Raw genomic sequence first — 22,439 nt, forward strand, 5'->3', positions numbered from 1 at the left:
AGGACCACGGAAGAGGCCAGAGATGAGTTCGAGGAGCACCGGGCTGCCGGTCGTCGCGGGAATCGACGGATCGGAGCAGGGCATGGACGCGGCCCGCTGGGCGGCCGCCGAGGCCGACCGCCGGGGCGCCCCACTGCGGCTGGTACGCGCCTACCACTGGCCCCCTTCCGCCGGCAACGAGGGCGCCGACCTGTTGCGCGACCTCGCCCGACGCCAGCTGTGGGCCGCGGCGTCGGCCGCTCGCACGGTCGCCCCTGGGGTCACCGTCCAACGCCGGCACGTCGACGGCGACCCCGTCGACGTCCTGGCCGCCGAGTCAGCCGACGCCCGGATGGTCGTCGTCGGCACGCGGGGCCTCGGCGGGTTCACCGAACTGCTCGTCGGATCGGTCGCCGGAGGCCTCGCGGTCCGCGCCGTCTCGCCGGTGATCGGCGTCCGCGCCACCAGGGGTGACGTGGAGCAGCTTGCGACACCGGACCGGGTGCGTCCAGTCGTCGTCGGGGTGGACGGATCGCCTGCGAGCGAGGCCGCCCTGGCATTCGCCGTCCAGACCGCGGACGCGTGGGGCGCGCCGCTGGTCGCCGTGCACTCCTGGACCGATGCCGATGCCGACCACCCGGAGCTCAGCCCGCGGGATCTGCTGGTCGAGGCGGAGACGGAGGAGAAGGAGGTGCTGGCCGAACGGCTCGCGGGCTGGTCGGGGAAGTACCCCGACATCCGCATCCGGCGCGAGGTCCTCCGGGGCTCCGCTGCCCGGGCCCTGCGGGAGCGGTCGGAGAACGCCCGGCTGGTCGTGGTCGGTTCCCGCGGGCGGGGGTGGGCGACGCGAATGCTGCTGGGCTCGGTCGGCCGTGCGCTGCTGCACCACGCACACTGCCCGGTCGCGATCGTCCGTCCGGAAGAGGCGGCCACGACCACACGGTGAGGGCACCGACGAGCCCCCGGCGCGTCGGTGCCCCGTGGCGTCGGCGGCTCCCGCGGCGCCCTGACCCACCGCGGTCCCGCCCGAGGCTCAGACCGCCGTGGTCCGGGCCCCGGACGGCGACCTCGCGGCCCCGATCCACGCGGCTTCGGCCGCCCGGACGGACTCCGCCAGGGGACCCGACGTCGGGACCGCGACCGCGTCGGGCCAGTCGTCGACCGCGCCGGCCATCGCAGTGGCGATCTCGGCGGTGGCGTCCGACGGCGTCACACCCCGGGAACGAATCCGCCTCCGCGCCGTGTCGGCGCCGGCCCGGCATTCCAGCTGCACGAGCGCACTGCCGCTGCGGGCCGCGAGCTCGATGGCGGCAGTGCGGTGCGCCGAGGAGATCCACGACGCGTCGAGCACCACCGACTCGCCCCTCCCGAGCAGCTCCTCGGCCCGGCGCAGCAGCTCCCCGTAGGTGGCCTCGGTGTGCGCGGCGGCATAGAGACCGGTGCCGTACGGCGCGGCGGCGGAGGCGCCGGGGTCGATCCTGGCGAGCTCCTTGCGGATGCGGTCGCTCGACAACAGCACCGCTCCGACCCGGTCCGCGAGCGCGCCCCCGACGGTGGTCTTGCCCGTCCCCGGGAGGCCGCCGACCAGCACCAGCCGGACCGCACCCCGTTCCAGGTGACGCAGGGCCAGCTCGAGATGCTCCGCCGCGTCGATCCGGGCCCCGGCGTCGCCCTGCGCGTGGCGCAGGCAGGCGACCTTCGCGCGGACCACCGCCCGGTAGGCGATGTAGTGGTGCCGGAGCGCAGGCGGGGCGGGGTCGGCGGAGAACTCGACATAGGTGTCGAGGAAGAAGCCCGCGGCCTCGGGGGCGCCGAGCCGCTCGAGATCCATCGCGAGGAACGCGACGTCGTCGAGCCCGTCGAGGTAGCGGAGGCGGTCGTCGAAGTCGAGACAGTCCAGCAGCCGCGGGCCGTCGTCGAGACAGAAGACGTCGTCGGGCAGCAGATCGCCGTGCCCGTCGACGACGCGGCCGCGCGCCTGGCGGTCGGCGAACAGCGCGCAGCGTCCGCGCAGGAACCCCAGTGCCAGCCGCCCGACCCCGTCGAGGAGGTCGCCGTGGACCGGGTCGCCACGGAAGGGTTCCAGCTCGTCGAGGTTGTGCCGCCACCGCTCGGCCAGCGCGTGCCGCCCGCCCTGCACCTCGATCTCCGGGTTGCGGGCCGCGCGCGCGTGGAAGGCCGCCATCAGCCGGGCCGTCGCCCGCAGCGGCTCCGTCACGTCCCGGCCCTGTCGCACGAGCGTCGAGAGCCTGCGTTCGGCGGGCATCCGCCGCATGACGAGCATCGGTTCCACCGTCGGCCCGCCGTCCGGTCCCGGTTCGGTGATCTCGCCGGTGCCCAGGTAGACGTCCGGGGCCAGCCTGCGATTGAGCACCAGCTCCCGATCCAGCGCGGCGCGGCGCAGCTCGGCGGTGGAGAAGTCGCAGAACGCGGTACGGACGGGCTTCTTCAGCTTGTACGCGCGGTCACCGAGCAGGACGACGACGCCGATGTGGGTTTCCCGGACCGCGGCCGGGCTCACCACAGCTCGGCTCGCGTGGCGAACGGCAGGTCAGGCACGGTGTGGGTCATCAGCGAGCTCCTTGTCCGTGTGCGCAGGGGTCGTGGAAGTCGCGGCGGAGGCAGGGAGGACCAGGTCCTCCACGCGGAGTCGTGGTGTCGCGGCGACCGGCCATCCGTGGCCGATCCGCAGGACCGCCAGCGGCGGGCGTGTCCCGCTGAGCAGCCGGCGCATCCGGTCCCGGACGTCGGGTATCTCGACCAGCTGGGACAGGAAGGAGACGGACAGCCCGTGCACGGTGGCGGTCAGCAGGACGCGCTGCAACGCCTCGCCCGCGCGGATCTCCTCCCGCGGCCCGTCGGTGTGGACGCTGAGCACCCCGATCAGGGGCTCGGCCTCGAAGTCGGGTCCGTCGATCCGGCCGGTGCCGCCGGTGAAGTCACGCATCACCCACGCCCCGTTGGACAGGGGCTGCGGGCCCCCCGCCGCCGCGGGCACCCCGTCGGGGCGCCCGGCCTCGTGTCCGGTCCAGGCGGCGATCTCGGCCAGGAACGCCGGATCGGCCGACTGCCGCTGGTGGGCCTGGCGGGCCAACCAGCCCAATTCGGAGCGCTGCTGCGGATCCGTGACCAGATGCAGCCAGGCGCCCTCCTCGGTGGCGGCGCGGGTGAGCTCGTAGCGGGCGGGGGAGGCCACCGCCACCTCGGCGAACGGACGCCTGTTGGTCCTGCGCCGTGGAACCGCCGCGAGCAGCCGCTGCTGCTCGGGTGTGGCTCGTCGCCGACCGCCCCGACGGACGATCGCGACGAGATCGGGGTTCGCGGGATCGGGCAGGACGGTCACCACCGGTCTGATCCCCAGCCCGATCAGTCCGAGCCGGAGGTTGAACAGAGCGGCCCCACCTGCGATCCGCAGCTCCCGGCCGTCGGGGTCGGCGACGCGGAGTTTTCGTCCTCGATCGAGGTGGACCTCGATCCAGTCCGGGGTCAGGCGAAACCGCCACGGCTGCGTGTTGTGCAGCGACGGGGCCAACGCCGCCGTCTGCAGGAGCCTGCGCACCTGCTCCTCGGACAGCCCCAATGCCTGCGTGATCGTGCCCATCACCGCTCACCGTCTCCGTACCCGGCGGGTGTCCGCCATGACTTGCGAGCCTGCTCGTGGCCGCCGACGGCGGGTAGCGTCGAAGGTCCCGTTCGGCCGGGGTATTCGTCCCACCGCCCGGGAGGCCGTCAGCAACGCGGTGCGTCACTCCGGCGCCGGCTGCACAACCTGGCCGAGCGCGCCGAACAACTCGGCGGCACCTTCGCCGTCGCGCCGCGCCACGGCGGGGGGACCCGTCTGCAGTGGCGGGTGCCGCTCGACTGACCCGGGCCCGGAGGGCCGACCGGGCCGTCAGCGCGCGCCGGGGCGGCGGCGTTCGGTCGCGTAGACCGCCGCCTCGGTGCGGCGGGCGAAACCCAGCTTGTGCAGCAACGAGGAGACGTAGTTCTTGACCGTCTTCTCCGCCAGGTAGAGCTCGGCGCCGATCTGCCGGTTCGTCAACCCGTCCGCGATCAACTCGAGGATCCGCCGCTCCTGCGGGCTGAGCGACTCGAACTTCGGGTCCGTGGGCTCCGCGCCGCGGCGCAGCCGTTCGAGTACCAGGCCCGTGGCCTTGGGGTCCAGCAGCGAACCGCCCGCGGCCACGGTCCGCACCGCCCCGACGAGATCGATGCCGGCGACCTGCTTGAGCAGGTACCCCGAGGCCCCCGCCATGATCGCGCCGAAGAGCGCCTCGTCGTCGGAGAACGAGGTCAGCATCAGACACGCCGGGGGAGGTGTCATCACCGAGCGGATGTTCCGGCACACCGTGACCCCGTCACCGTCGGGCAGGCGAACGTCCAGGATCGCCACGTCCGGCCGCAGGGCCGGCACCCGGGCCAGGGCCTGCGCCGCCGTACCGGCCTCGCCCACCACCTCGATGTCGTCCTCGGTCTCGAGCAGTTGGGCGATACCGCGGCGGACGATCTCGTGGTCGTCGAGCAGGAACACCGAGATGGTCAACGTGTCCTCCGTGGGCCGATGCGACGACGCTAGCCCGGCGCCGGGCCCTGCGTCGCTGATCGCTCGGCCCTGGCCGGTAGGGCCGATGGTCCCGCCTCCTCCCGGCGTGCGAGGACCTTCGCCCGCGAGGGGACTACCGGATGCCCTGGCCCGGTCGGGGCTGATCGGCGACCCTGGTGCGGTGGGCCCGGCGGGCCCGGGACGGAGGACCAGACATGCACGACCCCTCGACGGCTGCCCCACCGGACCGCCGGCCGGTCCTGGTCGCGGTCGATGCCTCGCAGGCCGGGCGCGACGCGGCACGGTGGGCGTCGGACCTCGCCGTCCGATCGGGCGCGGAGCTGCGGCTCCTGCACGTCGCTGCAAGCCCGGAGACTCCTGCGTGGCTGTCGGAGCTGGCCGCGTCCCTCGGGCCCGGGGCGACGGCCGAGGTCGTCCTCGACTCTGATCCCGGTCCTCGGCGCATCGGCGAGCTTCCTGGCGGAGCGAACCGCCGGCGCGCATATGCTCGTCGTCGGAAGCTTCGGCGAGGGCACCTCCGGCGGGCTCCTCGCCGGGACCGTGGCGGAGGCGCTCAGCGGGGCGACGCGGTGCCCCCTCGTGGTGGTCCGCGGGCCGGAGCCGGACGCGCCACCTCCGACCGAGGGTCCCGTCGTCGTCGGTGTCGACGCCACGAGGGCGGGAACGGCCGCCCTCGACGCCGCCGCGGACATCGCCGCCGCGCTGCCGGCGCCGCTCGTCGTGGTGTACGCCTGGTCCGACGTCACCGCTGGTCCCGGTGGCGGGGCTCACCGGGCCGGAGAGGACTGGAGCGCTCTGGCCGCCTCCGCCGAGACCGTGCTGAGGGATGCCGCGGCCCGGGTCGCCGAGCGGGCGCCGCACGTCGAGGTCGAGACCCGGGCGTTGCGCGACACCCCGCTCCGGGCCCTGCTCGACCTTGCCGGGACGGCCCGCCTCGTGGTCGTGGGCCCGCGGAGTGATCACCACGCCCCGCGGCGGGAGGACGGTATGCTGCTCGGCTCGACGAGCCGCGGCCTGGTCGGGTTCGCACCCTGCCCGGTCCTCGTCGTGCCCGGCACGACCACGGCCGGAGCCACGACCGCGAGTACCTGACCGGGTCACCGGGCCGCGCCGTCGCCGGCGCGGCCCAAGGTCAGCGGTGCAGGACCGATCGCAGCGGCCGGCGCGGAGTGGCCTCGAGCGGAGCGGAATCCGCCGGTGGGTGACCGACGCGAATGATCAGCTGCGGATACTCGGGTAGGCGCAGGGCCTCCATCTGGATCCGCTCCCGCGTCGCGCTGATTTCCAGGGCCTGGCTCAGCGGTGCGGTGGCCAGCCCGGATCGGGTCGCGGTGAGCAGGACCGCGCTCATCGCCTCACCCGCCTGGACCGCGCTCGGCACGTCGTCGCGCGCGGTGGCGAGCACGAGCAGGAGGCCACCGTCGGGGCCGAACGCCGGATCGGCGGCCTGCTGTCCGGACGGGAAGCGGCGCAGGTAGCTCGCGGTGTACGCGTCGCGGGGCGGGACGGAGGTTGCGGGAATCCCGTCGTGCGCGTTCGCGTACCGGTGGGTCCAGGTCAACAGCTCGCTCAGGTAGCCCGGGCGGTGTGGCTGCGAGGTGGCGGCCTCGGCCAGGACGACGTGGAGGCGGGCGGCCGCGGCGGGGTCGGTCACCGCTTGCAGGACGGTCCCGAATCCGCTCGCCCGATCGACCATCGCGCGCAGGGCGGCGGTCGAGACGGGTTCCTGGGCGTAGGGCCGGCGGTCGGTGTGCCGGCGGCCGAGCTGGCCGAAGAGCGCGGCGTCCGCCCGGTTCGGCGCGCCGGAGCGCGTTCGCACGGTGGCGAGATGGTCTCGGCTCTCCGGGTCGGGGAGCCGATCGGTCTCGGTGGCCACGCCGAGCCCGGCCAGCGCCACCTGCAGGTGGTGCAGGGCGGCGCCACAGCTGATCAGCATGTCCCGCCCGTCCGGGTCGGTGCCCGTCAGCTGCCGGTTCCGATCGGCGAACAGCTCGACCCGGTCCGCCCCGATCCGCCAGCACCACGGCTGGGTGTTGTGCACCGAAGGAGCCTGCAGGGCCAGCTCGACGGCGTGCTGAAGACGGTCGTGGTCCGCGGGGCGGGTCGAGAGTGTCGTGGGGCGGTCGTCGCTGTTCATCGCATCAGGGTCCCGCGGGCGCGGCCTCGGAGGCAGGGTCGAAGGGCCCCGGTGGGGGAGTCGGCAGGTCCGGTCCTGCGCCGACGAGGGGCGAAGGACCCTGGCCGTCCGGCTGTTCGCCGCCCACGGCAGGCCGAGTTCCAACGGGCCAAGGCGGATCACGACTTCGTCGAGGAGGAACTCGAGCTGCGGGCGAACACCGAACTGACCCGCGCGATTCACGCCCTGGCTCTCGAGATTCGTGGGCGACTGGAGGCTGAGCGCGCCGACGACACCGGGCCCGGGACCGTTCGACCCGGGCGATGAGGCCCCACGACCCTGCCGCCCGCGCGACTGCGAGTCGAGTCTGAGATGGGCGAAGGAGGCCGAGATGATCCAGGTGCTCGTGGCCGCCGCGGTCTATCTCGTGTTGGTGGCGCTCGCGTTCCTCCGCCCCGCCGCGGGGCGCCGCGCGATGGGGATCTTCTTCGCGGTGATGGCCGTCGGGGTGAACGGGGCGGTGACGCTGTTCGCGCCCCACCTGTTCGTCGACCTCGCCGCCGCTGCCCCGTGGGGTTGGTATCGCGCGATCGCGCTGACGCTCACCGAACCCTCGCCACGGGTCTTCGGGACCGTCATGGTGCTCGGCGAGCTCACCGTCGCAGGCCTCGTCCTCGCGCCCGGCCGCGCCGCGCGCCTCGGGCTGCTGGGTGCTGCCCTGTTCGCGCTGGGCATCACGCCGCTCGGAGCCGCGACGCCGGCAAACCCGCTGCTGGCGGTGGCTGCGCTGCGCCTGGCCTCGATCCCGTGGCCGGAGAGCGCGTTCGCCCGGGCCGATCGTGGGCCCGTCGCAGAGCATGCGGAGGCACGAGGAGTCCACGATGTCCGCGTCCGCTGACCGGCCGCACCGGCGCGGCGGCGCGTTCCGACCTCGCCGGTCGGACCGCGCCGAGCAGGTGCTGTGGTGGGCGGCCGCGGTGCTGACTCTGGCCGGGATCCTGTTCTCCGTCGCGGCAGGGATGGCCGCGCACGCGGACGGGGTGTCCCGCTCCGCCCGAGAGTCCGCGACCCGCACGCCGGTCGACGCGGTCCTCCTCGAGGAGACCGTTCCTGCCGGATCGGCGCGTTCAGGACTGCGTACGACCACCCGGGTGCCCGTCCGGTGGATCGGGCCGGACCGCGTCGAGCACACTGCCACCGCACTCGTCCCCGGGCGGCACCAGGCGGGCGCGACGATGCGGATCTGGGTGGACCGCGACGACGCGGTCGTCGCGGAGCCGTTCACCCGTACCGAGGCGACCGCCTCGGCGGTCCTGGCCGTCGCGCTCCTGCTCACGGGGGTTGTCGTTCTCCTCGCCGCGATGCGGCTGGCGACCGGTTGGTACCTCGACGTCCTGCGGCGGGCGGAGTGGGCCCGGGAATGGTCCGAGGTCGAGCCGCGGTGGTCCGGGCGAGTCGGCGGCACACCCGGACCTATCGAGGGAGAGAACTGAGAGGGCAACGAGAGACCGCGAACGCCGTGCGGCCGCTCCGGCCGCCGTCAACCGGCTGATCCTGGCGTGGCTGGGATCGACCCTTCACGGCGCCACCGCGGCCAGGGATGTTCGGCCTGCGCGCTGGCGGCCGGCCACCGGGAATGTCGCCACCGCCCCTGCTCGGGCGGCCGCGGCCCGCCGCTACCGGAATGCGTTTCCCGCGCACACCGTGCCCGGCGGGGACGAGCTCGTCGTGTTCACGCTGCACGACGGGACCGCGCTCGTATCCCCGGTGCGGTCGAGGGCGCCGCGCCGGGCCCGCTTCGTGACGGCGACGGCAGGGAGGCTGCCGCGGTCGGCGAGCTGGATCCTGACGACGGCCGGCGCCTGGGCACGGGGCTGCTGATGTCCACCGCCGTCGCCACTCCGCTGTCGCACGCGGACCGGCCTGTCGCGCCCGTCGCCGCGATCGGCGCGGGGGCCGGGTTGTTCCGCCGGAGCTCAACCGACCGGCAGTACCTCCGATCGGCCGGAGGGCTCGGCGGGGCGGATCTCCTCGGCGATGACCCGGGCCCACCCGCGGATCCGCTCCGGGTCGCGGAAGTCCCCGGCCAGCCCACCGCGGGCCATCCATTTCGCGACGAACCCGCGAGCGGACGCCGGGTCCAGGACCCCGCCGAACGTGATCGGGGCCTCGCCGTCCACGCCCTCACGTAGACGGCGGACGTTCGCCGGCTCCGGAACGCCCGCCTCGACCTGCTCGGCGGCGTCCGGCCCGCACGGTCCCGACTGGAACAGCCAGACCGGGCGGCCGCGCAGCATCACCGCGTGCCGGCGCAGGAATCGCACGGCCTCGGGGCGCCACCGGCGCATGTAGAGCGCACTTCCCAGCACGACCGAGCGGTAGCCCGTGAGGTGATCGACGTCGGTCGCGGGGGCTACGTGCACACGCAGCCCCTGCGCGCGCAGCTCGTCGGCGATCAGCGCGGCGATACCGGCCGTTCCTCCTGCCTTCGACGCATGCACGACAAGCACGTCGGCGCGCGGACCTTCTGTGGTGGACATGCCAGCTCCCTTCCGAGGACTGCGTCCAGCCTCGCCGGGCAGGGCGGCCGGGACGAGGGCCGCAGGCCCGGCGTCGTGCCGCCGGCCGACCCCGGAGCAGGAGGCACTCGGCGGGTCGACAAGGGACTTTCGGCCCGCTCCCTCGGATCACTGTCGCCCGAAGACTGGAACCGTCCCCGTCGCCCGATCCCGTGGAGCTGATCCGTCGTGACCGTCACCTCCGGCTACCGACCGCCGGCCGTCCGCCCCGAGGCCGATCCGGCGCTCGCCGCCGTCGACCAGTGGTGGCGCGCCGCCAACTACCTCGCTGTCGGGCAGATCTATTTGCAGGACAACCCGCTGCTCACCGAGCCGCTGCGCCCGGAGCACATCAAGCCGCGTCTGCTCGGGCACTGGGGCACCACACCCGGCCTCACGTTCTGCTGGGCGCACCTGAACCGGGTGATCGCCGGACGACAGGGCCAGACGCTGTTCGTGACGGGTCCGGGCCACGGGGGACCCGCCGTGGTCGCGACGGCCTGGCTCGAGGGCACCTACACCGACCGGTTCCCTGACGTCACCCGCGACGTCTCAGGGATGAAGCGCCTGTTCCGGCAGTTCTCCTTCCCCGGGGGATCCCGAGCCACGCCGCGCCGGAGACCCCGGGATCCATCCACGAGGGGGGCGAGCTCGGCTACTCCCTGGCCCACGCCTACGGCGCCGCGATGGACAACCCCGACCTGCTGGTTGCCTGCGTGATCGGGGACGGCGAGGCGGAGACCGGTGCGCTCGCGACGTCCTGGCACGCCAACAAGTTCCTCGACCCGGTCGACGACGGCACCGTGCTCCCGATCCTGCACCTCAACGGCTGGAAGATCGCCAACCCCACGGTGCTGGCCCGGATCCCCGACGAGGAACTGCACGACCTGCTCAGCGGGTACGGCCACGAGCCGTTCGTGGTCGACGTAGGCGACGGCACCGACACGGCGGCCGCGCACGCGGCCATGGCCGCCGCGCTCGACCAGGTACTGGCTCGCATCGCCTCCATCCGCGTCCGGGCCGCGCGCGGCGAGCTCACCGAACGGCCCCGCTGGCCGATGATCGTGCTGCGCAGCCCGAAGGGCTGGACCGGTCCCGCCGAGGTCGACGGCCTGCCCGTCGAGGGGACGTGGCGCGCTCATCAGGTTCCTCTGGCCGCGGTCCGGGAGAACCCGGCGCACCTCGCCCTGCTCGAGGAGTGGATGCGCTCCTACCGCCCCGAGGAGCTCTTCGACGACGCGGGCCGGCCACGGCCAGGGCTGGACGCCGCCCTGCCCCCGCAGGAGAAGCGGATGAGCGCGACCCCACACGCCAACGGCGGCGAACTGCTCCGCCCCCTGCGGCTGCCCGACCTCGCCGAGTACCTGATCGACGTTCCCACGCCGGGGACCGTCGTGGCCAGCGCGACCCGGGTTCTCGGCGGCTGGGTGCGTGACCTGATCACTGCCAACCCGTCCACGTTCCGTTTGTTCGGCCCGGACGAGGTGGCGTCGAACCGCCTGCAGGACGTGTTCGCGGTGACCGACCGGGTCTTCTCCGGCGAGCGCCGTCCCGGCGACGACCATCTCGCCGCGCACGGCCGGGTGGTGGAGGTGCTCTCGGAGCACCTGTGCGAGGGCTGGCTGGAGGGCTACCTCCTCACCGGCCGGCACGGGATCTTCACCTGCTACGAGGCGTTCATCCACATCATCGACTCGATGCTCAACCAGCACGCCAAGTGGATCAAGGTGAGCCGGGAGATCCCGTGGCGCCGCCCGATCGCGTCACTGAACTACCTGCTGACCAGCCATGTCTGGCAGCAGGACCACAACGGCTTCTCCCACCAGGACCCCGGATTCCTCGACCACGTCGTGAACAAGAAGCCCGACATCGTGCGGGTCTACCTGCCGCCGGACGCGAACACGCTGCTCGCGGTGACCGAGCACTGCCTCGCGAGCCGGGACCGGATCAACGTCGTCGTCGCGGGCAAGGCCCCGGCGCCGCAGTGGCTCTCCGCCGACGCGGCCCGGGCGCACGTCGCCCGGGGCATCGGGGTCTGGGACTGGGCGTCGAACGATGCGGGAACCGAACCGGACGTGGTCCTCGCCTGCTGCGGTGACGTGCCCACGCGCGAGACCCTGGCGGCGGTGGGCCTGCTGCGCACCCACCTGCCCGATCTTCGGGTGCGGGTGGTCAACGTCGTCGACCTGATGCGGCTGCAGGACCCGGGCCAGCACCCCCACGGACTGTCCGACCGCGCGTACGACGCGCTGTTCCCGCCACGCGCCCCGGTCATCTTCGCCTTCCACGGCTATCCCTGGCTCGTCCACCGGCTCACCTACCGCCGCGCCAACCACGACCAGCTGCACGTACGCGGATACACGGAGGAGGGCACGACGACGACCCCGTTCGACATGCTGATGCTCAACGACCTCGACCGGTTCCACCTCGTCGCCGACGTGATCGACCGCGTGCCTGATCTCGGCGTCCGGCACACCGCCCTGCGCCAGCACATGCTCGACGAGCGCCTGCGCTGCCGCGCCCACACCCGCGCCCGCGGCGAGGACGCCCCCGACATCCGCGACTGGGCGTGGACCGGATGCGGATCCTGACCGTCAACGCCGGCTCGAGCACGGTCAAGATCCGCGTCCTCGATGGACACGGCTCGCCGTGGACACTCGTGTGCGCGCGCGACCTCGACGCGGACCGCGGACGTCCCGACCCCGCAGAGCTGCGCCGGGCGTTGTCGTCGCTCGGCCCGATCGACGGCGTCGGCCACCGCGTCGTGCACGGAGGTCACCGGTTCACCGGCCCGGCCGCGGTGGACCGACAGGTCCGCTGGGCCCTGGGGGACCTGTCCGCGATGGCCCCGCTGCATCAACCGCCGGCGTTGGCCGCCATGGACGCCACGTCCGCGCTGCTGCCGGACACCCCGGCGGTCGCGGCCTTCGACACCGCCTTCCACGCCCGGCTGCCCGCAGCGGCCTCCACCTACGCGGTCCCGAGGTCGTGGCGGACCACGTTCGGGGTGCGCCGGTTCGGTTTTCACGGCCTCGCCCACGAGTGGGCGGCCCGTCGCACGGTCGCACTCGTGCCTGATGCCTCCCGGATCGTCGTCGCACACCTCGGGTCGGGAGCATCACTCTGCGCGGTCACCGTCGACGCCGACGGCGCGCCGCACTCCGTCGACACGACGATGGGCTACACCCCGACGGCCGGCCTGGTGATGGGGACCCGGTGCGGCGACCTGGACCCGGCCGTCCCGCTCTACCTCGTCGAACGCCATCATCTGCCGGCGGCCACCGTGGCCGCCGCCCTGGACCGGGAGTCCGGCCTGCTCGGCCTCACCGGTACGTCCGATATGCGTACCGTCCGCGACCGAGAGGGCGCAGGCGAGCCGGATGCGGTGCTCGCGATCGAGGTCTGGCTGCACCGGTTACGAGCCGGGATCGCCGCGATGACCGCCGCCCTCGGCGGGCTCGACGCGCTCGTCTTCAGCGGCGGCGTCGGCGAGAACCAGCCCGAGCTCCGGCGCCGCACCGTCAACGGGCTCGGATACCTCGGGCTGGCCCTCGACGCGACCGCGAACGCGACGTCGTCAGGCTCGGCCGAGGCAGACATCTCGGCACACGATGCCCCGGCCAGGACGCTCGTGGTGCACGCCCGAGAGGACATCGTGATGGCGCAGCAGGTCCGCGACGTGCTGGGCGCTCTGGGCCCCGTCCGGGCGCGGGCCGTGCGACCCGGCCACTGGGGGCCGGTGTCCCCTGTGCACTACGGCGCGGGCGGCCGACGCTCGGAGGTATGACGAACAATCCGTACCCCGTGCGCGTCGAGGGTCGGCGCGACCCGGGCCTCTCGCGATGGATGTGGCTGGTCAAATGGCTGCTGCTGATCCCGCACCTGGTCGTCCTGGCCTTCCTCGGCCTCGCGTTCTGGGTGCTCACGATCGTTGCCCTCGTCGCGATCGTGGCGACCGGGCGCTACCCACGGGCGATCTTCGGCTTCAACCTCGGTGTGCTGCGCTGGGCCTGGCGAGTGGCCTACTACGGCTACGCCGCGAACGGCACCGACCGCTACCCGCCGTTCACCCTCGCGGATGTCCCGGACTACCCGGCCCGCCTCGACGTCGACTACCCCGAGCACCTCTCCCGCGGGCTGGCGTTGGTGAAGTGGTGGGTGCACGCCCTGCCGCACTACCTCGTCCTGGCCTTCTTCGTCGGGGCCGGCGGCTCGATCGTCTGGCGCATCGGCACGACGGGGCCCATGGGCTTCGACGGCGGACTGGTGTCGGTGCTGGTGCTGATCGGCGCCGTCGCACTCCTGTTCACCGGTCGATACCCGCGCGGTGTCTTCGACGCGGTGCTGGGCATGGACCGTTGGGTGCTGCGTGTCGTCGCCTATGCGGCGCTGATGACCGACGCCTACCCACCCTTCCGGCTGGACCAGGGCGGCCCGGACCCCGCGCCCCTGACGCCCGTGGGCCCGTCGCGCGGACCGGGGAAGACCACGACCCGGCCCCAGGTCGGGGCATCCGCGGACATCGCGGTGGAAGCAGTGCCCTGATCGTGCTGGGGCCGCGCTCGCGCCGCCCCGGCGAGGAGGTGAACGTGATGATGCACGGATGGATGCCTTTCGGCTTCGGCCCGGGCTGGATCCTCTCGACCTCCGGCTCGCCCGGGGCGAGATCGACGTCGACGACTACGAGCGGCTGCGCCGCAAGCTAAGTCATCACCACGAGATCGGCTGAGCCCTACAGGGAGGACGGATGCGTGCCTGGGTCGTGCACCGGCCGGGTCCGATCGCGACCTCACCGCTGGTCATGGTGGAGCGGCCCGACCCGGAACCGGGCCCGGGCGAGGTGCGGCTGCGGGTGCGGGCGTGCGGTGTATGCCGCACGGACCTGCACCTCGCCGAAGGTGACCTGCCGCCCCGCCGTCCCTCGACGGTCCCGGGACACGAGATCGTCGGCGCGGTCGACGCCCTCGGTGAGGGCGTGGACCGGTTCGGGCCGGGTGAGCGGGTCGGGGGCGCCTGGCTCCGCGGCACGTGCGGCCGGTGCCGGTTCTGCCGAACCGGCCGGGAGAACCTCTGTCCCGACGCGACGTTCACCGGCTGGGACGCCGACGGCGGGTACGCCGAGTACGCGGTGGTGCCCGAGGCCTACGCCTACGCCCTGCCCGACGCCCTCGACGACGTCACCGCCGCGCCGCTGCTGTGCGCGGGCATCGTCGGCTACCGGGCCCTGAAGCGGGCCGAGCTGCCGCCCGGCGGCCGGTTGGGGATCTACGGATTCGGCGCGTCCGCGCACGTCGTGGCGCAGGTGGCGATCGCGCAGGGCGCCACGGTTCATGTCCTCACGCGCTCCGCCGCCGCACGCGAACTCGCGCTGGAGCTCGGCGCGGTTTCCGCCGGTCCGGCCGACGGGATGCCGCCCGAACCTCTCGACGCCGCCGTCACCTTCGCCCCGGTCGGCGAGCTCGTCCCGAGGGCGATGCGAGCACTCGACGCCGGCGGAACGCTCGCGGTCGCCGGCATCCACCTCTCCGACATCCCGGTCCTCAACTACCAGGCCGAGCTGTTCCGGGAGAAGCAGCTGCGCAGCGTCACGGCGAACACCCGCGCGGACGGTGAGGAGTTCCTGCGCCTCGCCGCGGCCCTTCACGTACGCCCCCGCGTCGATCCCCACCCCCTCTCGACCGCGGACGAGGTACTCGCCGACCTCGCCGCGGACCGGATCACCGGCGCCGCGGTGCTCGTGCCCGACTGACCCGCCACTTCAGGACCTGGGGCCCTGTCGGCACACCCGATCGGAGGGCTTGGCTGGACCGGTGACTCACACCGAGGCCATGCCGTGGCCGAGATCCGCGCCGGCCGCCGTCCCCGCCGGGCCGCCCGGCGAGCGCGTGGTCCTCACCGACGGCACCGCAGCCCTGATCCGGCCACTCGGTCCCGCCGACCGTGAGGCGGTCGCCCGGCTGCACGCCGAGCTCCCGGCCGACGATCTCCGGCACCGCTTCCTGGCCGGCCGCGGACCCGCACCCCTGGTGGTGGCTGACGCGATCCTCGCCGACGACGTGACCGCCTCGGGCGTCTTCTGGCGCGGCCGCCTCGTGGGGGTGGGGCACTACATCGCCGAGCCCGGCGGCGGCTGCGCCGAGCTGGCCCTGGCGGTCGCCCATGACGCACAGCACCTCGGCGTCGGCACGCTGCTCACCGAAGATCTCGTGACCCGCGCCCGCCAGAGCGGCGTCCGCGTGCTCACCGCAGAGGTCGCCTCCGACAACACCGACGTCCTGCACGTCCTCGGCGGTCTCGGACTGCCGATCACGCGTGCCATGGACGGCCCCGAGACCTCCGTCCGCCTCCTCCTCGGCGAGCCGCCCGTCGATCCGAACGGCTTCACAACTGCACATCTGAGCCGCACCGAACGGTCCGAGGCCCAAGGGCTGCGCCCCATACTCGCGCCACGATCGGTTGCGGTGATCGGCGCCTCGCGAGATCAGAGATCGGTAGGGCATGCGCTGCTCACCAGGATCCGGCGCGCCGGGTTCACCGGTGAACTGGTGGCGGTCAACCCGCACGGAACCCCCGACAGGGACGTGCCGTGGGTGCCCTCGACGAACGCGCTCGGCCGGTCGGTCGACCTCGCCGTCGTCTGCGTTCCGGCAGACGCCGTCCCCGAGGTCGCGGAAGAATGTGGTCGGGCGGGGGTCCGAGCGATGCTCGTGGTCACCGCGGGGATCACCGGGGCCCCGGCTGCGCGGCTTCGGGAGGCCCTGACGCGCTACGGGATGCGACTCATCGGCCCGAACTGCCTCGGTCTGGCCAACACCGATCCCGACGTCCGCCTCGACGCCCTCTTCGCCGGTACTGCCATCCCCGGCGTCGTGGGGGTCGGCGCGCAGTCCGGTGGCGTCGCCGTCGGGCTGCTCGCCGACCTCGCCCGCCTCGGTCTGGGCACGTCGTCGGTGGTCTGCGCAGGCGACGGGCTCGACATCGGCGCCGACGACCTCCTCGCCTGGTGGGCCCAGGACGGCCGGACCCGCGCCGCGGTGCTCTACCTCGAATCCGTAAGCCGGCCGCACACCTTCGCCGATCTGGCCCGCAGGGTCGGCCGACACCTCCCGGTGGTCGCCATCCGCTCCGGTAGCAGCGCCGCCGGGCGTCGCGCCTCCCACACCGCCTCCACCGCCACCCCGCGTGCCGTGCGGGACGCACTGCTGCGCTCCGCAGGCATCCTCACCGTCGACACCCCGTCCCGGGCGGCGGAGGCTCTCGCCGCTCTCTGCTGGCAGCCGCTGCCCACCGGGCCGCGGATCGCGGTGGTCAGCAACACCGGCGGGGCCGGTGTACTCGCTGCCGATGCCTGTGTGCGGGCGGGGCTGACCGTCGCGACCCTCTCCGCGGAGACCCGGTCTGCCCTCTCGCACCTGCTCCCCGCGACGGCGGCCCTGGCCGGGCCGGTCGACACGACGGTCACCGTGAGCCCGATGGTCTTCGCCTGCGTCCTCGATGTCGTCGCCGCAGACACCGGCGTCGACGCCGTCGTCGCGATCGGCGCCGCTACGGACCTCGCAGACCCGCTGGAAAGCGTCTGCGGCGCCGGGGACGGTCCGCTGCTCGCCGTCCGACTCGGTCAGGCCGAAGGAGTCGCCGTGTTGCACCCGAACAGTCGGCCGGTGCCGTGCTACGCGGACCCCGACGCCGCGGCGGCCGCGCTGGCCCTGGCCCTCAAGCGGGCCCACCGCCTGGCCCAGAGCTGTGTCCCTGTGGCACCCGACAAGGTCGATCCCGCCCGGGCCCGAGCGGTCATCGACGCCGCCCTCGACGCCCGGCCCGACGGTGGCTGGCTCGACCCCGCAGAGGTGGACGAGCTGCTCCGGGCCGCCGGCATCCAGACAGCCGAGGTGCAGGTCGTGCGTGACGCCGAGGCGGCCGTGGCGCGGTGGCGTGTGGTCGGCGGCCCGGTGGTGCTCAAGGCACACGTCGACGGCCTGCTGCACAAGAGCCGCGCAGGCGGGGTTCTCGTCGGCCGGAACACGGAGACGGCGGTGCGCGAGGCGGTTGCGATCCTCGCCGAGCGCTTCGGCGAACGCCTGCGCGGAGTCGTCGTCCAGCCGATGGTCGATCACGGCGCGGAGCTGCTCGTCGGCGTGACCGGCGACGCCGGCTTCGGTCCACTGCTGACGGTCGGACTCGGCGGTACCAGCACGGATCTCGTCGCCGACCGCTCGCACGTCCTCGTCCCGACCACCGAGGCCGACGTCGACGAGGCCCTCGACGAACTGCGCTCGGCAGCGCGGCTTTTCGGCCCCGGCGGCCCCGACCGCGCCGCTGTCTGCGACGTCGCCGTGCGGATGGGCTGGCTCGCCGCCCTCCTGCCGGAGATCGCCGAGGCCGAGATCAACCCGCTCGTCGCGGTCGCCCACTCGGTCCTCGCCGTCGACGCCAGGATGCGTCTGGCACCGATCCGTCCGGCACCGGAGACCGAAGATTCCGGCGCCTGCGTCTAGGGCGTGTCCTGTAAGGGTTCTGAGCTGGTCCAAGTGATCATGCACAGGTGGTCGGTCGTGGCGAGCTGACGGATAAGGCGTGGGCTCGGATCGAGCCGCTGCTACCAGCGGTGGCCGGGAACGGCCGCCGATGGCGCGATCACCGCCAGGTGATCAACGCGATCCTCACCGGGGCCCCGTGGCGGGACCTGCCCGAGCGGTACGGCCCGTGGAAGACCGCGCACGAGCGGCTTCGCCGCTGGACCGCGGACGGAACCTGGGACCGCATCCTCGACACCGCCGTGGTCAAGGACGACTCCGTCGGAGCGGTCGAGTGGACCATCAGCGTCGACTCCACCCATGTCCGGGCCCACCAGCACGCCGCCGGGGCCCGGAAAAAGGGAGCTGCACCAGCGCCTGGATCGAAGCCCTCGCCGTTGACGGCGAAGCCCTCGGCCGGTCCCGCGGCGGACTGACCAGCAAGATCCACCTCGCCGTCGACGGGCGCGGGCTGCCGATGTCGATCCTGCTCACCCCGGGCCAGGCCGGGGACAATCCGCAGCTGCTGACACTGCTCGAGGAGATCTCCGTGCGCCGCGACGGCCCCGGCCGGCCCCGCAAGCGCCCGGACCGGGTCGTCGCGGACAAGGCTTACTCCCATCCCTCGACCCGAGCCGCGATGCGCCGGCGCGGGATCGGGTTCGTCAGCCCCGAGCGCGAGGACCAGATCGCCCGCCGCCACGCCAAAGGCTCCTTGGGTGGCCGCCCACCGGCCTTCGACCCGGCGATCTACGCCGGTCGCAACGTCGTCGAACGCTGCTTCAACCGGCTCAAACAGTTCCGCGACCTGGCCACCCGTTACGCGAAACGATCTGCCTACTTCCGCGCCGAGATCACCATCGCCGCAGCCATCCTCTGGCTTCGGCAGGACTTACAGGACACGCCCTAGTCGGGGTCGGTGGCGGTACGGCGCTCGAGGAAGACGGTGTCGCGCCAGATGCCGTGGTGTTGGCCGATGCGTTCGCGCAGGCCGAGGGTGCGGTAGCCGGCGGACTGGTGCAGGGCGATCGAGGCGCGGTTCTCGGGGAAGATCGCGGTCTGCAGGGTCCACAGTCCGGCCTCGTCGGCGGCGGTGACCTGCTTGTGGATCAGTGCCTTGCCGACGCCGCGGCCGCGCAGGCCCTCGGCGACGTAGATCGACGACTCTGCCACCCCGGCGTAGACCGGTCGCGCGGACACCGGGGCGAGGGCGGTCCAGCCGACGACCTGGCCGTCGAGTTCGGCGACCCAGCGGTGCTCGGGCAGCCACTTGCGGTCGAGCTCGCGCCGCTCGGGGACCTCGGTCTCGAAGGTGGCGTCGCCGGTGGCGATGCCCTCGGCGTAGATCCGCCGCACCGCCGGCCAGTCCCCGGCCTGCATCGGGCGGACGGTGACGTCGACGGGCAGGTCGGTGGGACAGCACGGGCGCGGCCCGAGCATCCCCATGACCGCGTCCGCGGCGTGCGGCAGGCCCGTGCAGCAGGCCGGGTTGACCGAGACCAGGGTGGCGGTCTTCTCCTTGCGCAGGGCCACGAATCCGACGTCGGCGAGCTTGCGCAGGTGGTGGCTGCAGGTGGACTGGGAGATCCCGAGCTGCTCGGTCAGCTCCCCGACCGTGACCTCGCGGCCGGCGACCGCGACCGCGTGCAGCAGCCGCACCCGAGTCGGCTCGGCCAGGCAGGCGAACCAGTCGGCGTAGGTCGCCGCGTCGGCCGGGGCGAGCTGAGCCGGTGGCGCGGACACGTCGGTCAACGGCAGCAGCCCCGTGCCGGAGGTCGGCGACGACTCCGTGGTGGCTGTGACGGCCGCAGTGGTGCTCATGGCGCCCAGTATCGACCCACATCGATGTTTGCGTCAATCGAGCGCCGTCGATACAGTCACGGCCAACACATCGACAGACGTCGATGAACAGACGTGAAGGTTATCTGGGAGGTCGTGATGAGCGAGAACACGCTGCCGGTCGTGGTGGTCGGGGCCGGCCCCATCGGACTCGCGGCCGCCGCGCATCTGCTCGACCGGGGGCTGGAGCCGCTGGTCCTGGAGGCCGGTGCGCAGGCCGGAGCGCATGTACGGCAGTGGCACAACGTGCGGCTGTTCTCTCGCTGGGGCGAGGTGGTCGACCCGGTGGCGGAGAAGCTGCTCGCCCCGACCGGCTGGCAGGCCCCGGACCCCGACAGCTACCCGACGGGCCGGGAGTGGGCGGAGAACTACCTGCAGCCTCTCGCCGATGTCCTCGGCGATGCGGTGCGCTACCGCTCCCTGGTCGTCGGGGTGGCCCGGCGCGGGCGGGACCTGGTCGTCGACGCCGGCCGGGATAGCGAGCCGCTGACCGTGCATGTCGAGACCCCGGACGGCGAGCAGCGGATCACCGCCCGCGCGGTGATTGACGCCTCCGGGACGTGGCAGAGCCCGAACCCGCTTGGTGGGGACGGGCTGGCGGCGGTCGGGGAGCGGGCGGCCGCTGAGCGGATCGCCTACCAGGTGCCGGACCTGACCGACCCGGCGGTGCGGGCACGCTACGCCGGCAAGCGGGTCGCGGTGGCGGGCAGCGGGCACTCGGCGCTGACCGCGCTGGTGGCCTTCGCCGAGCTGGCCGTGGCCGAACCCGGCACGCACGTGACGTGGCTGCTGCGGCGCGGGCAGATCGGCAACACCTTCGGCGGTGGGGACACCGACCAGCTGCCCGCCCGCGGAGCACTGGGCAAGCGGGCCGCCGCCGCGGCCGAAGTCGGGCACATCAGCACCGTGACCGGGTTCCGCACCACCGCCGTCGAGCAGACGGCCGGCGGGCTGGTGCTGGTCAGCGCGGACGGCCACCGCCTCGACCCGGTCGCCGAGGTCGTCGTGCTGACCGGGTTCCGGCCGGACCTGTCCTGGCTGTCGGAGGTCCGGCTCGACCTCGATCCGGCCCTGCAGTCCCCGCGGGCACTGGCGCCGCTGATCGACCCGAACGTGCACTCCTGCGGCACCGTCTACCCGCACGGGGCCCGCGAGCTCGCCCAGCCCGAGCCGGGGGTGTTCCTGGTCGGGATGAAGAGCTACGGGCGTGCCCCGACCTTCCTCGCGCTGACCGGCTACGAGCAGGTTCGTTCCGTCGTCGCCGCGATCGCCGGTGACCACGAGGCCGCCGAGCGGGTGGAGCTGGTGCTCCCCGAGACGGGGGTGTGCGGCGGGGCGGGGATGTTCGACGATCCCCAGGCCGGCTCTGACACCGAGGCAGCCGGCAGTGACGGCGGCTGCTGCGGTGCACCGACCGGACCGGTCGAGGTCGGCCTGGCGGCGCGCTGAGCGTCGGCGCGGACCGACGAGGGTTAGGCGACCGCCCGGCCGATCTGGTGGGGGCGGTGGCGGTCGCCCGGGGCGAGGAGGAGCAACGGTGCCGAACTCGGACACGCCCGCAGACAGGCTGGCCCAGAACCTGAGCACCGGAGGGTTGCGCAGGGTGCTGGTCGTGCTGTGCGTGACCCAGATCGTCAGCTGGGGCGTGCTCTACTACGCCTTCCCCGTCCTGGCCCCGTCCATCGCCGCCGACACCGGCTGGTCGGTCTCGGTGATCACCGCGGGGTTCTCCACCGGGCTGGTGGTCTCGGCTCTGGTCGGGATCCCGGCCGGGCGGTGGCTGGACCGCATCGGGCCCCGCCCGGTGATGACCGCCGGCTCGGTGCTGGGCGTGCCCGCCGTCGTCGGGATCGCGCTGGCGCCCTCGCTGCCGCTGTTCTTCGCCGCCTGGGTGCTGGCCGGGCTGGCGATGGCCGGCACCCTCTACCCGCCCGCGTTCGCCGCACTGACCCGCTGGTGGGGACCGCGGCGGGTCCGGGCACTGACCGCGCTGACCCTGCTGGCCGGGCTGTCCAGCACCATCTTCGCCCCGCTCACCGCCGCGCTGCTCGGCGCGCTGGGGTGGCGGCACACCTACCTCGCCCTCGCGGTCGTCCTCGCCGCGATCACGATCCCCGCGCACCTGTTCGGCCTGCGCGGCCCCTGGCCCGACCCCGACCACACCGAACATGCCGACCAGCCCGCTGGTGCGGCGCACGCGCCTCGGGAGATCGTGCGCAGCCGCGCGTTCCTGCTGCTCGTCCCGGCGATCGCACTCGGTACGTTCTCCGCGTTCGCGGTCGTGGTCAACCAGGTCCCGCTGCTGATCGAGCGCGGCCTGTCGACCTCCGACGCCGCCTGGGCCCTCGGTCTCGGCGGGCTCGGCCAGGTCCTGGGCCGGCTCGGCTACGGACGACTCACCACCGCGCTGTCGGTACGGATGCGCGCCGTGGTGATCCTCGCCCTGTCCGCCGCAGCCACCCTCCTGCTCGGACTGCTCCCCGGGCCCGAGGTCCTGCTCATCGCCGCGGCGATGCTCGCCGGGGCCGCCCGCGGCGTGTTCACCCTGCTGCAGGCCACCGCCATCAGCGACCGCTGGGGCGCAGCCCACTACGGGCGCCTCAACGGGCTGCTCTCCGCCCCGTCGATGATCGCCACCGCGCTCGCCCCGTGGGCGGGTGCCGCGATCGCCGTCGCCCTCGGCGGCTACCCGCTCGTGTTCGTCCTGCTCGCCGCGATCGCCGGCCTGGCCGCGCTCCTCGCCTTCGGCGCCGTTCCCCGACCCGCGGGCTCTGACCGCACCGTGCCCCGACACTCCGACGTCTCGTCCACGAGCTCGACCGGGTCCGCGGCCGACCGGGACGAGCGGAATCAACGCTGATCCGCGCACA

At 73.7% G+C, this 22,439-nt stretch carries 17 protein-coding genes and 3 pseudogenes; 14 read left to right on the forward strand and 6 right to left on the reverse strand.

The window, feature by feature from the left end; all coding sequences use genetic code 11:
* The first annotated feature begins 22 nt into the window (after positions 1–22).
* The gene (locus WBK50_RS08775) at positions 23–925 is read left to right on the forward strand and encodes a universal stress protein (RefSeq protein WP_341335113.1); all 903 of its coding nucleotides are present in this window, start codon (positions 23–25) and stop codon (positions 923–925) included.
* Positions 926–1,012: 87 nt separating this feature from the next.
* Here WBK50_RS08775 and WBK50_RS08780 read toward each other — a convergent pair whose 3' ends face one another.
* The 3 genes from WBK50_RS08780 to WBK50_RS08790 all read right to left on the reverse strand — a co-directional run bounded on the left by WBK50_RS08780 (position 1,013) and on the right by WBK50_RS08790 (position 4,522).
* Positions 1,013–2,500 (reverse strand): bifunctional aminoglycoside phosphotransferase/ATP-binding protein, encoded by a 1,488-nt coding sequence (locus tag WBK50_RS08780; RefSeq protein ID WP_341335114.1) that lies wholly within the window; start codon positions 2,498–2,500, stop codon positions 1,013–1,015.
* A gap of 30 nt (positions 2,501–2,530) precedes the next feature.
* Complete coding sequence (locus WBK50_RS08785; protein ID WP_341335115.1) at positions 2,531–3,580, reverse strand: Acg family FMN-binding oxidoreductase; 1,050 nt, start codon at positions 3,578–3,580, stop codon at positions 2,531–2,533.
* A gap of 291 nt (positions 3,581–3,871) precedes the next feature.
* Positions 3,872–4,522, reverse strand: coding sequence for a response regulator transcription factor (locus WBK50_RS08790; protein WP_341335116.1), 651 nt, complete (start codon positions 4,520–4,522; stop codon positions 3,872–3,874).
* Positions 4,523–4,737: 215 nt separating this feature from the next.
* Here WBK50_RS08790 and WBK50_RS34995 point away from each other — a divergent pair.
* Together WBK50_RS34995 and WBK50_RS08795 are read left to right on the forward strand one after the other, a co-directional pair.
* Positions 4,738–4,908 (forward strand): annotated as a pseudogene (locus WBK50_RS34995) (universal stress protein); the annotation flags it as partial.
* A 118-nt stretch (positions 4,909–5,026) separates the two neighbouring features.
* Positions 5,027–5,635 carry a universal stress protein gene (locus tag WBK50_RS08795; RefSeq protein ID WP_341335117.1) on the forward strand — a complete coding sequence of 203 codons (609 nt, stop codon included), beginning with the start codon at positions 5,027–5,029 and terminating at the stop codon, positions 5,633–5,635.
* A 40-nt stretch (positions 5,636–5,675) separates the two neighbouring features.
* On the opposite strand, the gene WBK50_RS08800 is transcribed toward WBK50_RS08795, so the two are convergent.
* Positions 5,676–6,680, reverse strand: coding sequence for an Acg family FMN-binding oxidoreductase (locus WBK50_RS08800; protein ID WP_341335118.1), 1,005 nt, complete (start codon positions 6,678–6,680; stop codon positions 5,676–5,678).
* Positions 6,681–7,050: 370 nt separating this feature from the next.
* Here WBK50_RS08800 and WBK50_RS08805 point away from each other — a divergent pair, with 370 nt between their 5' ends.
* Together WBK50_RS08805 and WBK50_RS08810 are read left to right on the forward strand one after the other, a co-directional pair.
* Positions 7,051–7,557 (forward strand): hypothetical protein, encoded by a 507-nt coding sequence (locus WBK50_RS08805; protein ID WP_341335119.1) that lies wholly within the window; start codon positions 7,051–7,053, stop codon positions 7,555–7,557.
* A complete protein-coding gene (locus WBK50_RS08810) occupies positions 7,541–8,152 on the forward strand; it encodes an Rv1733c family protein (RefSeq protein WP_341335120.1) in 612 nt (203 codons plus the stop codon). The genes WBK50_RS08805 and WBK50_RS08810 overlap by 17 nt, the downstream gene beginning before the upstream one ends.
* Before the next feature lie 483 nt (positions 8,153–8,635).
* Here WBK50_RS08810 and WBK50_RS08815 read toward each other — a convergent pair whose 3' ends face one another.
* Positions 8,636–9,199, reverse strand: a complete 564-nt coding sequence (locus tag WBK50_RS08815; RefSeq protein WP_341335121.1) for a flavodoxin domain-containing protein — start codon at positions 9,197–9,199, stop codon at positions 8,636–8,638.
* 207 nt (positions 9,200–9,406) lie between these two features.
* Between WBK50_RS08815 and WBK50_RS08820 the strand changes: the two are divergent.
* The 7 genes and pseudogenes from WBK50_RS08820 (at position 9,407) to WBK50_RS08850 (ending at position 18,640) form a co-directional block, all read left to right on the forward strand.
* Positions 9,407–11,808 (forward strand): annotated as a pseudogene (locus tag WBK50_RS08820) (phosphoketolase family protein).
* Positions 11,796–13,004 carry an acetate/propionate family kinase gene (locus WBK50_RS08825; RefSeq protein WP_341335122.1) on the forward strand — a complete coding sequence of 403 codons (1,209 nt, stop codon included), beginning with the start codon at positions 11,796–11,798 and terminating at the stop codon, positions 13,002–13,004. Before WBK50_RS08820 ends, WBK50_RS08825 begins: the two are co-directional and overlap by 13 nt.
* Positions 13,001–13,699: pseudogene (locus WBK50_RS08830) on the forward strand (DUF4389 domain-containing protein); the annotation flags it as partial. The gene WBK50_RS08825 and the pseudogene WBK50_RS08830, both read left to right, overlap by 4 nt.
* A 121-nt stretch (positions 13,700–13,820) precedes the next feature.
* Positions 13,821–13,946 (forward strand): hypothetical protein, encoded by a 126-nt coding sequence (locus WBK50_RS08835; protein WP_341335123.1) that lies wholly within the window; start codon positions 13,821–13,823, stop codon positions 13,944–13,946.
* Positions 13,947–13,964: 18 nt separating this feature from the next.
* Positions 13,965–14,966, forward strand: coding sequence for a zinc-dependent alcohol dehydrogenase family protein (locus WBK50_RS08840; protein ID WP_341335124.1), 1,002 nt, complete (start codon positions 13,965–13,967; stop codon positions 14,964–14,966).
* Positions 14,967–15,027: 61 nt separating this feature from the next.
* Complete coding sequence (locus WBK50_RS08845) at positions 15,028–17,712, forward strand: bifunctional acetate--CoA ligase family protein/GNAT family N-acetyltransferase (protein WP_341335125.1); 2,685 nt, start codon at positions 15,028–15,030, stop codon at positions 17,710–17,712.
* 47 nt (positions 17,713–17,759) lie between these two features.
* Positions 17,760–18,640, forward strand: a protein-coding gene (locus WBK50_RS08850) for an IS5 family transposase (protein WP_341335126.1) whose coding sequence is annotated in 2 segments (ribosomal slippage) — positions 17,760–18,123 and positions 18,123–18,640 — 882 coding nt in all. Because the reading frame shifts where the segments join, the coding sequence is not laid out codon by codon here.
* Here WBK50_RS08850 and WBK50_RS08855 read toward each other — a convergent pair.
* Positions 18,637–19,482, reverse strand: coding sequence for a helix-turn-helix domain-containing GNAT family N-acetyltransferase (locus tag WBK50_RS08855; RefSeq protein WP_341339338.1), 846 nt, complete (start codon positions 19,480–19,482; stop codon positions 18,637–18,639). The two genes, WBK50_RS08850 and WBK50_RS08855, sit on opposite strands and share 4 nt — an antisense overlap.
* 186 nt (positions 19,483–19,668) lie before the next feature.
* Here WBK50_RS08855 and WBK50_RS08860 point away from each other — a divergent pair, with 186 nt between their 5' ends.
* Positions 19,669–21,018: an NAD(P)-binding domain-containing protein gene (locus WBK50_RS08860; RefSeq protein WP_341335127.1), complete on the forward strand. Its 1,350-nt coding sequence runs from the start codon at positions 19,669–19,671 to the stop codon at positions 21,016–21,018.
* An 88-nt stretch (positions 21,019–21,106) separates the two neighbouring features.
* Positions 21,107–22,429: an MFS transporter gene (locus tag WBK50_RS08865; protein ID WP_341335128.1), complete on the forward strand. Its 1,323-nt coding sequence runs from the start codon at positions 21,107–21,109 to the stop codon at positions 22,427–22,429.
* Positions 22,430–22,439: the final 10 nt, after the last annotated feature.

Origin of the sequence: Pseudonocardia sp. T1-2H (assembly GCF_038039215.1) — a bacterium.
GTDB lineage: Bacteria > Actinomycetota > Actinomycetes > Mycobacteriales > Pseudonocardiaceae > Pseudonocardia.